Origin of the sequence: Clostridium sp., from assembly GCF_040797585.1 — a bacterium.
Taxonomy (GTDB): domain Bacteria; phylum Bacillota; class Clostridia; order Clostridiales; family Clostridiaceae; genus Clostridium_Z.
In genome coordinates this window covers 18,898-33,166 of sequence record NZ_JBFNEO010000001.1, presented here as the reverse complement: position 1 = coordinate 33,166, position 14,269 = coordinate 18,898, and the positions used below count along the sequence as shown (strand labels likewise).

The following is a 14,269-nucleotide window of genomic DNA, read 5'->3' as shown; positions in this document are numbered from 1 at the left end:
ACTTCTTATATATACGAACAATAAGAAATTTGAATATATAATTGTTTGTATTATTCTATTTTATGTGATATATTAATAATGAATTAAATGATAAATAAATTTTTAAAAATATTAAGAGTGATGACTTAAATAAGGCATTAGGGGGAAAATGTAGTGTTTAAACTAATGAATTTTGTTCAACCAAATTCAATTGAGGAAGCCTATAACATATTAGTGGAAAAGAAAAATAACACATTAATTGGGGGAAGTGCTTTTTTAAGAATGGGAAGAAAAAGGATTGGAACAGCCATAGAGCTTTCAAATCTTAATCTAAGATACATAAAAGAAGGTCAGGATGAATTTGAAATTGGAGCTATGACAACTTTTAGAGATATTGAAATTCATAAAGAGTTAAATAGTTATTTTAATGGAATAATTGGTAAATCTTTAAAAGGAATTATAGGGGTTCAATTTAGAAATGTAGTAACTGTAGGAGCTACTGTATTTTCTAAATATGGTTTTTCAGACTTAATAACAGCATTACTAGCTCTAGATGTAGAAGTGAATCTTTATAAGGGTGGAAGAATGAAACTTTGCGAGTTTATGAAAAGACCTTATGAAAAAGATATTTTAGTTAGTATATGTATAAAAAAGGATAGTAGACAAGTTGTATATAAATATATAAGGAAATCTAGTAGTGATTATCCTATTTTAAACCTATCAGTAAGTAAATTTAATGATGAGTTTAAAGTTGTAGTAGGGGCAAGACCAGTTAATGCAATAATTGCAAAAGATGCTAGTAAGTTTATAAGTGAAAATCCTATTAATGAAGAAAATTTAAAGAAGATGTGCCAGCTTATTGAAGAGGAAGTTTCTTTTGGAAGTGATATGAGAGCTTCTGCTTCCTATAGAAGAGAAGTTTGTAAAATATTATTAAAAAGAGCAGTAAGTGAGGTATAGATAATGGAAGTAATTTTAAATATTAATAATATAGATGTTAAGGTTCAAATATCACCAGATGATTATTTAGTTGATACATTAAGAGGTCTTGGAAATTATAGTGTTAAAAGAGGGTGTGATACAGGATCATGTGGTCTTTGTTCTATTTTAATAGATGAAAAGCCAACATTATCCTGTAGTTATTTAACAACTAGAGCAGTTGGTTCTAAAATAGTAACTATTGAAGGATTAGAAGATAAAGCTAGAGAGTTTGCAGAAATACTTTCAGCAGAGGGAGCTGAACAGTGTGGATTTTGTAGTCCAGGATTTATAATAACAGTTATAGCTATGAAAAAGGAATTAGATAATCCTAGTGATGAAGAGATAAAAGAATATCTAGCAGGAAATCTATGTAGATGTACTGGTTATATGGGGCAAATGAGAGCAGTAAAGAAATATTTAGGGGGAGAGTAACCAATGATAGGGGAAAATATAAAAAAGATAGATGCTATGTCAATAACTACTGGTAAGCCAGTATATACTGATGATTTAGCTATGAAGGATGCATTAGTTGTAAAACTTTTAAGAAGTCCCCATAGTTTCGCTAAAATATTAGATATTGATATAGAAAGAGCTTTAAAAGTTCCGGGAGTAGAGTGTATATTAACCTATAAAGATGTGCCTAAGGAAAGATTTACTTTAGCAGGACAGAGTTATCCAGAGCCATCTCCTTACGATAGACTTATATTAGATGAAATAGTTAGATATGTAGGAGATGAGGTAGCTATAATAGCTGCTAAAGATGAAAGAACTGCCTTAAAGGCAATGGATCTTATAAAGGTTAAGTATGAAGTTTATGAGCCGGTTCTAGATTTTGAAACAGCAGAAGGCCATAGTTCTATAGTTCATGAGGAAGAAGTAAAATGTAATTTTAATATAGGAATGGAAAAGGAAAAAAATATAGCTTCTAAGGAATACGTTGAACACGGAAATGTAGAGGAAGAACTTAAAAAATGTGATTATGTAGTAGAGGAAACCTATTACACTCAAGCTCAGGCTCATTGTATGATGGAAACTTACAGAGCTTTTAATTACATGGATCATATGGGAAGACTAGTGGTTGTAAGTTCAACTCAAATACCTTTCCATGTTAAGAGACATCTATCTAGGGCTCTTCAAATACCAGGTAGTAAAATAAGAGTAATAAAACCAAGAATAGGTGGAGGATTTGGGGGAAAACAAACTGCTTGTGTTGAAATCTTCACAGCTATAGTTACTCTAAAAACAGGAAAGCCAGCTAAGCTTGTCTATGATAGAAAAGAAACATTCCAATGTTCAACTAGTAGACATGGGATGAGATTTAAGGTTAGATTAGGAGCAGATAAAGAAGGATATATAAAGGCAATAGATATAGAAGGGTTATCAGATACAGGAGCTTACGGAGAGCACTGTTCCACAGTTTTTGGAGTAGTAGGGGAAAAAACAATACCTTTATATAATAAAATAAATGCAGGAAGATATCATGGAAAAGTTGTTTATACTAACAAGGTTCCAGCGGGGGCCTTTAGAGGGTATGGAGCAACTCAGGGATGTTTTGCAATAGAGTGTGCTGTTAATGAATTAGCAGAAAAACTTAATATGGATCCCATAGAGATAAGATTTAAAAACTTATGTAAGGAAGGGGAAATGACTTATCCATACAATAAGGTTATGACAAGTTCCACTTTACACAAGTGTATAGAAAAGGGAAAAGAGCTTATAAAATGGGATGAAAAATATCCGTGTGTAGATATTGGAGACAATAAGGTAAGATCAGTTGGAATGGCAGTAACGATGCAGGGATCAGGAATAGCTGGCATAGATACTTCATCGTCAGAAATAAGGCTTTCAGATAGTGGAGAGTATATATTATTTATAGGGTCAACAGATATGGGAACAGGAAGTGACACTATACTTGCCCAAATGGCAGCGGAGGTTTTAGAAACTACAGTAGATAATATAGTAGTGGTTTCATCAGATACAGATGTAACACCTTATGATCCAGGATCCTACGCATCTTCTACTACCTATGTAACAGGAATGGCTGTAATTAAGGCCGCAGAAAATCTTAAGAGTAAAATAATTTCTAAGGCAGCAGAAGTTTTAGAAGTTAGCATAGAGGATATAGATTTTATTGGAGATAAGGTTATTACTAAGGATGGAAAAACTATGTATTTAAAAAATCTTGCAGAGATTCTAACTGTAGGACCAAGGACAGAACATCTTACTGGTATTGGAAGTCATGGAAGTGAGGTTTCTCCACCACCATTTATAGCTGGATTCGTTGAAATAGAGTTGGATAAAGAAACAGGAAAAATAGATATAATAGATTATGTAGCAGTAGTTGACTGCGGAACAGTTATAAATCCTAATCTTGCAAGAGTTCAGGTAGAAGGTGGAATTGTACAAGGCATAGGCCTTGCTCTTTATGAAGAGGTACACTATAACCCTAAAGGAAAACTCGACACTAATACTTTTATGCAATATAAGATACCTAATAGAAAAGATGTGGGAAATATAATAGTAGACTTTGTTCCTAGTTTTGAGAAAACTGGTCCCTTTGGAGCAAAATCTGTAGGAGAAGTTGTTGTTAATACACCATCACCTGCTATAGCTCATGCAGTTTATAATGGAGCAAAAATTAACATAAGGAACTTACCAATAACTGGGGAGAAAGTTTTTATGGCAATGCTAAATAAATAAAAAAATGCTGACTTAAGTCAGCATTTTTTATTCAAATATATAATTTAATATGTTGTGATAGTTAACTATTAAAATAGGAACAATAGTTAATTTTCAATTATAAAGCACAAAGATTAAGCATATAAAAGCTAATAATTTCAAGAGGCTCATTTAAATGGTATAAGGAATCAATTTAAACTTTTATGATAGTTAAATATTAAAACGGGTACAATGGCTAATTTGAATTTATAAAAGTCAATAAATTCAATAGGGTGACTAAGTTAGGTAATTTTTTTGAATATTAAGTGTTATTTATAAAAGAATATTCGACTTAAGAAACTTCATATAATAAAAACTTATGCTTTATAAGAATAAAAGTTGGAAGATTCGGAAAATATATGATGTCCATTTATAATACATTATGTTGATTATTATATGACTCATAAAGAAAACATTCGTAAATATACAAATGAAAAAAATTATTAATAAGTGAATATCAGCAAAATTTAAAAAATATATTTAGTATCCATTCTATTAATAATATCTATTACTAATAACAATAATTAGTTTGTTGTAATAAGAAAGTAAAGTGATATAATCTAAAATTAAAAAAAGTTTCCAAATTATTAAGTATTTTTCAATAAATAAACATAAAAGACGAAAGTTGAATTTCAAATAAAACAAATATATTAATTAGGGGGAATAGACTTGTTTACGTTAATGGAGCTAGTACAAGCAGAAAGTATAGAAGAGGCTTATAAACTTCTTAAGGCAAAGAAGATAAATACTATTTTAGCTGGTTGTGGTTTTTTAAGAATGGGAAAAAAGAGAATAGGAACAGCAGTAGAATTATCTAAATTAGACTTAGATTATGTTAAGGAAACTGAGGATTATTTTGAAATTGGAGCAATGACAACATTTAGGACTTTAGAGACCCATGAGGGGCTTAATAAAGAATTTAATAGATTTCTAGAGAAAGCATTAGGGAATATAGTAGGGATACAGTTTAGAAATGTTGTAACAGTAGGAGCTACAGTTTATTCAAGATATGGATTTTCAGATCTTATAACAGCGCTTTTAACCTTGGATACTGAGGTAGAGCTATATAATCGAGGAAGAATAACATTAGAGAAGTGGCTTCAAAGGCCCTATGAAGAAAATGAGAAGGATCTTCTAACTAGAATATTTATAAAAAAGAACTCAAAAATAGCTGTATATAAAGATATGAGAAATGAAATAAACGATTATCCTTTAATTAATATTGGAGTGAGCTTTTTAGATGGGAAGTGGAAGGTTGTAGTTGGAGCAAGACCAGCAGTAGCTAAAGAATCAGAAAAGGCTTCATCATTTTTATCGGAGAATAAGGTAGATGAAGATATAGCTAAAAAAGCAGCTGAAATAGCAGCTGAGGAATTAAACTTTGGATCTAATATGAGAGCCTCAGCAGAATATAGAAAAAGTCTATGCAAGGTATTAGTTAAGAGAGCTATAATGGAGGGGTTATCATGTCAAAGATAATAGATATTATTTTAAATGGAAAAAACACAAAGTTAACTGTGGAAGATGATGCCTTTTTAGTTGATGTACTTAGAGGTATTGGAAACCTAAGTGTTAGACGTGGATGTGATACTGGGTGCTGTGGATTGTGTAGCATATGGGTGGATGGTAAACCAACCTTATCTTGTAGTTATTTAGCTGTAAGAGTTAATGGAAAAGAAATAACCACCATAGAAGGAATTGAAGAGGAGGCTAAAAGCTTCGCAAAACTTTTAGCAGAGCAAGGGGCAGATCAATGCGGATATTGTAGTCCAGGCTTTATAATGACAGTTATAGCTATGAAAAAAGAACTTAACAAGCCAAGTGATGATGAGATTCGTCAATATTTAGCAGGTAATTTATGTAGATGTACAGGCTATGAATCTCAGCTTAGAGCTATAAAAACATACTTGGAGGTGAAATAAACATGATAGGAAAGAGTATTGATAAGGTTGATTCTATTGGAATAACTACTGGAAAACCAGCATATACAGATGATTTAGTAATGAAAGATGCATTAGTTGTAAAGATACTTAGAAGTCCCCATGCTTTTGCAAAAATACTAGATATAAACACGTCTATAGCTGAGAGAGTTGAAGGGGTAGAATGTATATTAACTTATAAAGATGTACCTAAAACTCGTTTTGCTTTAGCAGGACAATCTTATCCAGAATTATCTCCCTATGATAGATTGATACTAGATCCTATAGTTAGATATGTAGGAGATGAGGTAGCTATAGTTGCAGCAAAGGACGAAAAAACTGCAATAAAAGCTGTGAATCTTATAAAGGTTAAGTATGAAGTTTATGAGCCAGTACTTGATCCAGAAAAGGCAATAGATAATCCATCAGTTATACATGATGAGGATGATATAGAAAACGAAGAAAGACTTGAAAAAATATGTGGATTTAATCCTAAGAGAAATATAGTAGGTAGTGTTTATATGGCTACAGGGGGAGATGTTGAGGAAGAATTAAAGAATTCAGAAGTAGTTGTAGATGAAACTTACTCAATGCAGGCACAGGCCCATGGAATGATGGAGACTTATAGAGCTTTTTCCTATGTTGATTATATTGGAAGACTAGTAATTGTAAGTTCAACTCAAATCCCTTTTCATGTTAGAAGACATGTATCTAGAGCCTTAGAAATACCTTCAACTAAGGTAAGGGTCATAAAGCCAAGAATAGGTGGTGGTTTTGGAGGAAAACAAACAGTGGCAGTTGAATTATTTACCGCCTTAGTTACCTGGAGAACTGGAAAACCATCAAAAATAATATATGATAGAAAAGAAACCTTTGGATGTACTAGTACAAGACACGCTATGAAAATAAGAGTGAGAATTGGTGCTGACAATAAAGGAAATATAAAAGCTATAGATATGGAGGGGTTATCTGATACAGGGGCTTTTGGAGATCATGGGTTTACAGTCCTTGGAGCAGCTGGTAAGAAGAGTATTCCAATGTATAAATCAAATGCAGCAAGATTTCAAGGGAATGTTGTATATACCAATAAAGTGCCAGCGGGAGCTCTTAGAGGATATGGAGCTACTCAGGGAGATTATGCATTAGAATCAGCTATGAATGAAATGGCAACAAAGCTTAATATGGATCCAATAGAGCTTAGGTTAAAGAACTTATGTAAAGTAGGAGAAAAAATGCATCTTCTTGAAACACCATTAACAAGCTCTACTCTTGATAAGTGTATAGAAAAAGGAAAGGAACTTATAGGATGGAAGGATAAATATCCAAGGGTTCATACATCTGATACAAAGGTAAGGGGTGTAGGAATGGCCCTTGGAATGCAAGGATCAGGTATAGCAAATGTTGATTGTGCATCTGCTGCGGTAAGGCTTGGAGATGATGGTTTTTACACTTTATACTTAGCTGGAACTGATATGGGACAAGGATGTGATACAATCCTTACTCAAATAGCAGCAGATAAGTTAATGACAGAATTTGAAAATATAGTTTTAAATGTGGCAGATACAGATACTGTTCCTTATGATGGAGGCTCTTATGCTTCTTCTACCACTTATGTAACAGGAATGGCAGTAATAAAGGCCTGTGATGAAATTATAGAGAAAATCCATGAAGCAGGGGCTAGATATTTAGAGGTAGATAAGATAGATTTGGAGTTTGATGGGAAAATATTAAAGAGTACTACTGGGAAAGAGATAACCCTTAAGGATATAGCAGTTAATAGTGTATTAGGGTCAGAAGGAAAACAGCTTCAAGGTCATGGAACTTTTGGTAGTGATACATCTCCATCTCCATATATGGTAGGATTTGCAGAGATAGAAGTTGATAAAGAAACAGGAAAATCTGATATAATTAATTATGTAGCAGTAGTTGACTGTGGTACACTTATAAACCCAAAACTTGCAAAGGTTCAAGTAGAGGGAGGGATTGTACAAGGTATAGGAGTAGCTTTATATGAAGATGTAAGATACGATGAAAAAGGAAAACTTCAGACTAATACTTTTATGCAATATAAGATTCCATGCAGAAAAGAGATAGGAAATATAAAAGTAGAATTTATACCAAGCTATGAGTCGACAGGGCCTTTTGGAGCCAAATCCATTGGAGAAATTGTTATAAATACTCCAGCTCCGGCCATAGCGAATGCTATATATAATGCTGTAGGAGTAAACCTTAGAGATCTTCCAATGTTCCCGGAAAAGGTCTTTAATGCAATGAATGTAAATAAGTAATATGAAATGATTCTTAGCTTCAGTGGGAGTTTGACTAAGGGAATACCATATTCCCACTGGAACTTAGAAGAACTTATTTAGGGGTGTAACGTCTTTTATATCCAACTTGTAGAAGGTGTTGTCCCCTACCTTTTAAGAGGATGGGGGTGTTACATATCCTAGCCATCAAATAAAATTTAATTTAAGAACTGAGGAAATATAAGTTCTTCATATTTAAAAGGAGGATGAACATGAACTTAAAGGATTTATTCCATATTAGAAGGAAGGATATTGTAACTATTATAGGGGCAGGGGGAAAAACATCCCTTATGATGGCTCTTTCTAAAGAGTTTAGAGATGAAAAAACTTTAGTAACTACTACAACTAAGATATTCATACCAGAGTCTAAAGATTATGATTATTTACATATAACAGAAAATATACAAGAATTTAATTACAATAAAAAAGGTATATGGGTAATTGGTGTCGAAGTAAATAAAGAAAATAAGATTTTTGGCATAAATGATAGAGAATTAGGTTATTTAGCTGAAAGTTTTAACTATATTTTTATAGAGGGGGATGGGTCAAAAAGGAAGATTTTAAAGGGATGGAGAGAAGATGAACCTTTAGTACCTAATATAACTACAAAGACTTTAGGGGTTATTTCTCTTAAGGCTTTAGATGTGTTTATTGATTATGAAAACGTACATAGATTAGATAAGTTTTTACAAATCTCTAAAGGTATAGAGTCTGAAAAGGTAAATTATAACCATTTAGTTAATATGATTTTTAATGAAGATGGGCTATTTAAAAATAGTAGGGGAGAAAGAATCCTTGTTATAAACGCTGTCGATAATGAGGAGGATAAACATAAGTATTATAAACTTAAAGAATTAGTAGAAAAAAGAAATAAAAATTACATAGATAAAGTAGTTGGAGTAAGTCTAAAGAAGGGGACGGTAATATATGATTAATGCTGTAATAATGGCTTCTGGTTATTCAAAGAGAATGGGGCAGAATAAATTATTACTAAACTATAAGGAGAAGACCTTTATAGAGCACCTTATAAATACATTAATCTCTTTAAATTTTAGTAACATAGTTCTTGTAGCTAAAGATGAAAGGGTTTTAAGTATAGGAAAAGAAAAAGGTATCATAGTCATAGAAAATAAGAAACCTTATCTTGGACAAAGTGAAAGTCTTAAACTTGGGGTAGAGTATTTAAAGGAAGGAGATTATATGTTCTTTACTGGAGATCAGCCTCTATTAAATAAGGAAGTTATTGAGACTCTTATTAATGAGGGTAAAAGACATAAAGATTATATAATAATTCCTAGAGTACAAGGGCATAGAGCACACCCAACCATATTTCCCAGGTTATACAGAGAGGATTTATTATCTATAGAAGGGGATACTGGTGGACGGGCTGTCATAAAAAAATATCCTCATAGGGTTAAAGAGGTAGACATGAAAGATGGGCTTCCTTTCATTGATATTGACACTAATGAGGAGTACTTAAATCTTATAAAAGGGGTATTTAAAAATGTATAGAGATATAATAGTAGTAAGAGGTGGCGGAGATATAGCTTCTGGAACTATTCATAAACTTTACAGAAGTGGGTTTAAAGTAGTTGTTCTTGACATAGAAAAACCATCAGCAATAAGACGTAGTGTTGCATTTAGTGAGGCTATTTATGATGGAGAGGCTGTAGTAGAAAATTTAAAAGCAGTAAGGGTTAAAGATTTTAAGGAGATTAAAGAAGCTTGGCAGAATGGATTCATTCCTATAGCTGTAGATGAAAATGGAGATCTTATAGAAGAATTAAAGCCAAAGGTATTGGTAGATGCTATATTAGCTAAGAAAAACTTAGGAACTAACAAAAATATGGCGCCAATAACTATAGGACTTGGACCAGGATTTGAAGCCGGGGTAGATGTAGATGTAGTAATAGAGACCATGAGAGGACATGACCTTGGACGTATAATTTTAAAAGGCAAACCTTTAGAAAACACAGGAGTGCCAGGAGATATTAGAGGTTGTACTAAAGAAAGAGTTATCTATAGTGGTAAGGATGGTATTATAAAAACCATAGGTAAAATTGGAGATAAGGTAGAAAAAGGACAGGTTATAGCAACCATAGGAGAACATAAAATCCTAGCTTCTATAGATGGTATTCTTAGAGGAATTATAAGAGATGGATATTTGGTTACAGAGAAATTTAAAGTAGCTGATATAGACCCTAGAGATTCAGAATTTAAAAACTGTTTTACAATTTCTGATAAAGCTAGATGCATAGCTGGAAGTGTTTTAGAAGCTGTACTTATATTGGAAAAAGAACGTTTTTAATTTATAGAATAAGCCATACTTAAAAAATACATATAATGTTTCAATAATTAAAAAGTGTATCTATGATGATTTTTCTTTTTATAATATAATAAATATAATAGGGTTTAATGTAGTAATTATAAATTCTAGGAAATAGTTTTAAATAAAGATAGGTTCTAAAAGTTTACATAAGGTCTTATCTATAAAACTTTATGTAAAGGTTTCTAATAGATTTCAGTATAAGTATTACTTATGGAAAATAAGAGAACTTTAGAACACATAAAAGATATAAGGGGAGGGAGATATTGTGTATAAGGTTGGAGTAATTACAGCAAGTGACAAGGGATCAAGGGGAGAACGTGAAGATATAAGTGGAAAAGTGATAGTAGAAGAAGTAGAAAAGCTTGGGTACAAGGTAGAGAGATATGTAATAGTACCTGATGAGGAGAAGGATCTTATACAAGAAATGAAATATATGTGTGATGATCTTAAAGTAGAACTTATCCTAACAACAGGAGGAACTGGATTTAGTAAAAGGGATGTAACCCCAGAGGCTACAAAAAAGGTTATAGAGAAGGAAGCACAAGGTATAAGTACAGCTATAACTATGTATAGCTTAAAGATAACTGAAAGAGCTATGCTCTCAAGAGCAGCTAGTGGGATAAGAGGAGAAACTCTTATTATAAACATGCCAGGTAGCCCAAAGGCAGTTAAAGAAGTTATAGATTATATTATGCCAAGTATTAAACATGGTATTGACATATTAAAAGCTAATGCTACAGAGTGTGCAAGGAAATAATCTAGGGGGAAGATATATGAAAAAGATAAGAACAGTAGATGCAGTAGGATGTGTGTTATGTCATGATATAACTCAAATTATTCCGGGAGAGTTTAAGGGAAGAGCATTTAAAAAGGGACATATAATAAAAGAAGAGGATATTCAGAGATTATTATCTTGTGGTAAGGATAATATATATGTTTGGGAGCAAACAGAAGGTATAGTTCATGAAAATGATGCAGCAGAAAGATTAAGAAATTTAAGTGCAGGGTCAGGGCTTACCTTTGGGGAGACAAAGGAAGGTAAGATAGACTTTTATGCTGAATATGATGGACTTCTGAAGATAAATAAAGGCCTTCTATTTAAAGTAAATGCATTAGGTGAAATTATGATGGCAACAGTTCATAATAATACCCCGGTGAAAAAAGGAGAGAAGGTTGCAGGAACTAGAATAATTCCTCTAGTTATAGAAGATGAAAAGTTAAAGAAGGCTGAGGAAATAGCAAGTGGACAAAGTATAGTAGAAGTTATACCTTTTAAATCAAAGAAGATTGGAATAGTAACCACTGGAAATGAAGTATACCATGGAAGAATAAAAGATGCTTTTGGTCCTGTTATAAGAAAAAAGGTAGAGGAATACGACTGTGAGGTTTTAGGACAGGTTATAGTTGATGACAATGAAAATAGAATAAAAGAAGCTATAGAGCAGTGGATTGTAAAGGGAGCAGATATAGTTATATGTACAGGTGGAATGTCAGTAGATCCAGATGACTTAACTCCTACAGCTATAAAGAGTACAGGGGCAGAACTTTGTACATACGGAGCACCAATACTTCCAGGAGCTATGTTATTAGTTGCTTATAAGGGGGATATCCCTATACTTGGACTTCCAGGATGTGTTATGTATTCGAAAAGAACAGCTTTTGATTTAGTTCTTCCAAGAGTTTTAATAGAGGAGAAACTAACTATGGAAGATATAGCAGCTTATGGTCATGGAGGATTATGTCTAGACTGTGAGATTTGTAGTTTTCCACATTGTAATTTTGGAAAGGGTGTTTAATATGCTTACTCATTTTGATAGAGATGGAAAAGCTATAATGGTGGATGTAGGAAATAAAAATGAAACTGAGAGAATAGCTTTTGCAGAAGGCAAAATAACCATGAAGAAAGAAACATTAAACCTTATAAAAGAAGGAAATATGAAAAAGGGAGATGTTCTTGGAATATCAAGGGTAGCTGCCATAATGGGGAGCAAGAGAACATCTGATTTAATACCACTTTGTCATCCGATTATGATAAATGGATGTGAGGTAGATTTTGAAATAGATGATGAAAACAATTCAGTTATAATAAGATCCAAAGTTAAGACTACAGGTAAGACTGGAGTGGAGATGGAGGCATTAACAGCGGTATCTATTGCAGCACTTACAATATATGATATGTGTAAGGCAGTAGATAAGGCAATGGTTATAGAGGGGATACATTTAAGAGAGAAGATTGGAGGAAAGAGTGGTCACTACATTTATGAAAAATAAGCCTTTAATAATAATAGTGATTATAACAATTTTAGGGGCAGGATTTTTATTTTTGCCTATGTTATCCATATTACTTTATTCAACATTTTCTATAGAAACAATGCTAAGTGATTATGTTTTAAAGGCAATAGTTATAAGTCTTGAAAGTACACTTATATCCCTTGCAGCAACATTAATTCTAGGGATACCAATATCATGGCTTATGGCAAGATATAGCTTTAAGGGAAAGGGAATTCTTCATATAGTATTTAGACTTCCAACTGTATTACCACCTTCTGTGGCAGGAGTATTATTACTTTTATGCTTTGGAAGAGCAGGTTTTATAGGGAAGTATTTAGATCTTTATGGAATAAATATATCTTTTTCTTTTATAGCAGTAGTAATGGCTCAAACCTTTATAATCCTTCCTCAGTTTATTACAGCAACTACTCATATTTTTAAAGGGGTAGATAAAACTTTAGAAGATGCAGCAATGGATTTAGGACTTAAGCCTTATCAAGTCTTTTATAAATTAACATTACCTATGTGCAAAAAGCCAATAGTTACTCAAAGTATACTTTGTTGGGCAAGAGCCTTATCAGAATTTGGGGCTACCATAATATTTGCAGGTAACCTAACTGGTAAAACTCAAACATTGCCACTGGCTATTTATATGGCACTAGAGAAAGATTTGAATTTGTCAGTTTCTATTTCTATGGTACTTGTTATAATATCTTTAGCTGTAATCCTTGGAGTAAAAAAATATGAAATGTATTAATTAAAGAGGGGATTGTATGAAAGATAACTTAGGAAGAGAAATAAATTATATGAGAATATCTTTAACAGATAGGTGTAACTTAAGGTGCAATTATTGTATGCCTCCAGGATACGATAATTTCTTTAAGGAAGAAGATATGTTATCTCTTGATGAGATATATACTGTGGCTCAGATAGGATCAGAACTTGGAATAAGTAAATTTAGATTTACTGGAGGAGAACCTTTAGTAAGAGAAGGTATAGAAAATCTAATAAAAAAGGTAAAGAAGTTACCTGGAGTTAATGAGATTGCAATAACCACTAATGGAATATTGTTACCAGAAAAAATTAAGAAGTTAAAAGAAAGTGGATTAGACAGGGTAAATATAAGTCTAGACTCTTTTAAAGAAGATAGATTTAAAAGTATAACTAATAATGGAGATCTTAAAAAAGTTCTTAAGGCTATAGATATGGCAATAGAGCATAAAATTGAAGTTAGCCTTAATGTAGTAATAGTTAAAGGAAAAAATCAAGATGAGATAATGGACTTTATAAGATTTTCAGAGGAAAAAGGTATTAAAGTTAGGTTTATTGAGATTATGCCAATAGGAAAAGGTAAAGATTTCATAGGAATGACTTCAGGGGAAATAGAAGAGGTCATAAAAAAAGAAAGGACTTACATAGAGAAAGAAACAGAAAAAAATGGCCTAAGAGGACCAGCGTTATACAAAAGCTTTTATAACGAAAGTAATGGTAAGACTTCTACCATAGGGTTCATAAGTCCTATGAGCAGTTGCTTTTGTAGTGATTGTAATAGGATAAGGCTTACCTGCGATGGGTTCTTAAAGCAGTGCCTTCATTGGAATAGTGGTACTAATTTAAGACCTATACTTAGAGACGGTAAAACCTATGAAGAAGTTAAGGAAATCATAAAAGATACAATATACAATAAACCAACTAATCATAATTTTGGAGAAAAAAAGGATAACGCAGACATTAGATTTATGTCTCAAATAGGAGGATAAAAGTTT

14 protein-coding genes are annotated in these 14,269 nt (G+C 32.4%); all 14 read left to right on the top strand.

The window, feature by feature from the left end; genetic code table 11:
* Positions 1–153 precede the first annotated feature (153 nt).
* The 14 genes from AB2369_RS00160 to moaA all read left to right on the top strand — a co-directional run bounded on the left by AB2369_RS00160 (position 154) and on the right by moaA (position 14,263).
* Positions 154–939, top strand: coding sequence for a xanthine dehydrogenase family protein subunit M (locus AB2369_RS00160; protein ID WP_367664441.1), 786 nt, complete (start codon positions 154–156; stop codon positions 937–939).
* Between the two features lie 3 nt (positions 940–942).
* A complete protein-coding gene (locus tag AB2369_RS00155) occupies positions 943–1,392 on the top strand; it encodes a (2Fe-2S)-binding protein (protein ID WP_367664440.1) in 450 nt (149 codons plus the stop codon).
* 3 nt (positions 1,393–1,395) lie between these two features.
* Complete coding sequence (locus AB2369_RS00150; protein ID WP_367664439.1) at positions 1,396–3,660, top strand: xanthine dehydrogenase family protein molybdopterin-binding subunit; 2,265 nt, start codon at positions 1,396–1,398, stop codon at positions 3,658–3,660.
* 687 nt (positions 3,661–4,347) lie between these two features.
* The gene (locus AB2369_RS00145; protein WP_367664438.1) at positions 4,348–5,157 is read left to right on the top strand and encodes a xanthine dehydrogenase family protein subunit M; all 810 of its coding nucleotides are present in this window, start codon (positions 4,348–4,350) and stop codon (positions 5,155–5,157) included.
* Positions 5,145–5,600 (top strand): (2Fe-2S)-binding protein, encoded by a 456-nt coding sequence (locus AB2369_RS00140; protein WP_367664437.1) that lies wholly within the window; start codon positions 5,145–5,147, stop codon positions 5,598–5,600. The genes AB2369_RS00145 and AB2369_RS00140 overlap by 13 nt, the downstream gene beginning before the upstream one ends.
* Positions 5,597–7,885, top strand: coding sequence for a xanthine dehydrogenase family protein molybdopterin-binding subunit (locus AB2369_RS00135; protein ID WP_367664443.1), 2,289 nt, complete (start codon positions 5,597–5,599; stop codon positions 7,883–7,885). Before AB2369_RS00140 ends, AB2369_RS00135 begins: the two co-directional genes overlap by 4 nt.
* 230 nt (positions 7,886–8,115) lie before the next feature.
* Positions 8,116–8,838 carry a selenium cofactor biosynthesis protein YqeC gene (gene yqeC, locus AB2369_RS00130; RefSeq protein ID WP_367664436.1) on the top strand — a complete coding sequence of 241 codons (723 nt, stop codon included), beginning with the start codon at positions 8,116–8,118 and terminating at the stop codon, positions 8,836–8,838.
* On the top strand, positions 8,831–9,415 hold the full coding sequence (gene mocA / locus AB2369_RS00125; protein WP_367664435.1) for a molybdenum cofactor cytidylyltransferase: 585 nt from the start codon (positions 8,831–8,833) through the stop codon (positions 9,413–9,415). Before yqeC ends, mocA begins: the two co-directional genes overlap by 8 nt.
* Positions 9,408–10,211: a selenium-dependent molybdenum cofactor biosynthesis protein YqeB gene (gene yqeB / locus AB2369_RS00120; RefSeq protein WP_367664434.1), complete on the top strand. Its 804-nt coding sequence runs from the start codon at positions 9,408–9,410 to the stop codon at positions 10,209–10,211. The genes mocA and yqeB overlap by 8 nt, the downstream gene beginning before the upstream one ends.
* Positions 10,212–10,497: 286 nt before the next feature.
* Positions 10,498–10,989, top strand: a complete 492-nt coding sequence (locus tag AB2369_RS00115; protein ID WP_367664433.1) for a molybdenum cofactor biosynthesis protein B — start codon at positions 10,498–10,500, stop codon at positions 10,987–10,989.
* Positions 10,990–11,005: 16 nt separating this feature from the next.
* Entirely contained in the window at positions 11,006–12,028 is a 1,023-nt protein-coding gene (locus AB2369_RS00110; protein WP_367664432.1) for a molybdopterin-binding protein, read from the top strand.
* A gap of 1 nt (position 12,029) precedes the next feature.
* On the top strand, positions 12,030–12,503 hold the full coding sequence (gene moaC, locus AB2369_RS00105) for a cyclic pyranopterin monophosphate synthase MoaC (protein ID WP_367664431.1): 474 nt from the start codon (positions 12,030–12,032) through the stop codon (positions 12,501–12,503).
* Positions 12,478–13,260 carry an ABC transporter permease gene (locus tag AB2369_RS00100; protein WP_367664430.1) on the top strand — a complete coding sequence of 261 codons (783 nt, stop codon included), beginning with the start codon at positions 12,478–12,480 and terminating at the stop codon, positions 13,258–13,260. The genes moaC and AB2369_RS00100 overlap by 26 nt, the downstream gene beginning before the upstream one ends.
* Positions 13,261–13,276: 16 nt before the next feature.
* Positions 13,277–14,263, top strand: coding sequence for a GTP 3',8-cyclase MoaA (moaA, locus tag AB2369_RS00095; RefSeq protein WP_367664429.1), 987 nt, complete (start codon positions 13,277–13,279; stop codon positions 14,261–14,263).
* The last annotated feature ends 6 nt before the right edge of the window (positions 14,264–14,269 follow it).

What these genes read in the sequence shown, in the direction of transcription:
- yqeC (WP_367664436.1), top strand. Translation starts at nt 8,116, where the DNA reads ATGAACTTAAAGGATTTATTCCATATTAGAAGGAAGGATATTGTAACT.
- AB2369_RS00110 (WP_367664432.1), top strand. Translation starts at nt 11,006, where the DNA reads ATGAAAAAGATAAGAACAGTAGATGCAGTAGGATGTGTGTTATGTCAT.
- moaC (WP_367664431.1), top strand. Translation starts at nt 12,030, where the DNA reads ATGCTTACTCATTTTGATAGAGATGGAAAAGCTATAATGGTGGATGTA.
- mocA (WP_367664435.1), top strand. Translation starts at nt 8,831, where the DNA reads ATGATTAATGCTGTAATAATGGCTTCTGGTTATTCAAAGAGAATGGGG.
- yqeB (WP_367664434.1), top strand. Translation starts at nt 9,408, where the DNA reads ATGTATAGAGATATAATAGTAGTAAGAGGTGGCGGAGATATAGCTTCT.
- moaA (WP_367664429.1), top strand. Translation starts at nt 13,277, where the DNA reads ATGAAAGATAACTTAGGAAGAGAAATAAATTATATGAGAATATCTTTA.
- AB2369_RS00150 (WP_367664439.1), top strand. Translation starts at nt 1,396, where the DNA reads ATGATAGGGGAAAATATAAAAAAGATAGATGCTATGTCAATAACTACT.
- AB2369_RS00140 (WP_367664437.1), top strand. Translation starts at nt 5,145, where the DNA reads ATGTCAAAGATAATAGATATTATTTTAAATGGAAAAAACACAAAGTTA.
- AB2369_RS00155 (WP_367664440.1), top strand. Translation starts at nt 943, where the DNA reads ATGGAAGTAATTTTAAATATTAATAATATAGATGTTAAGGTTCAAATA.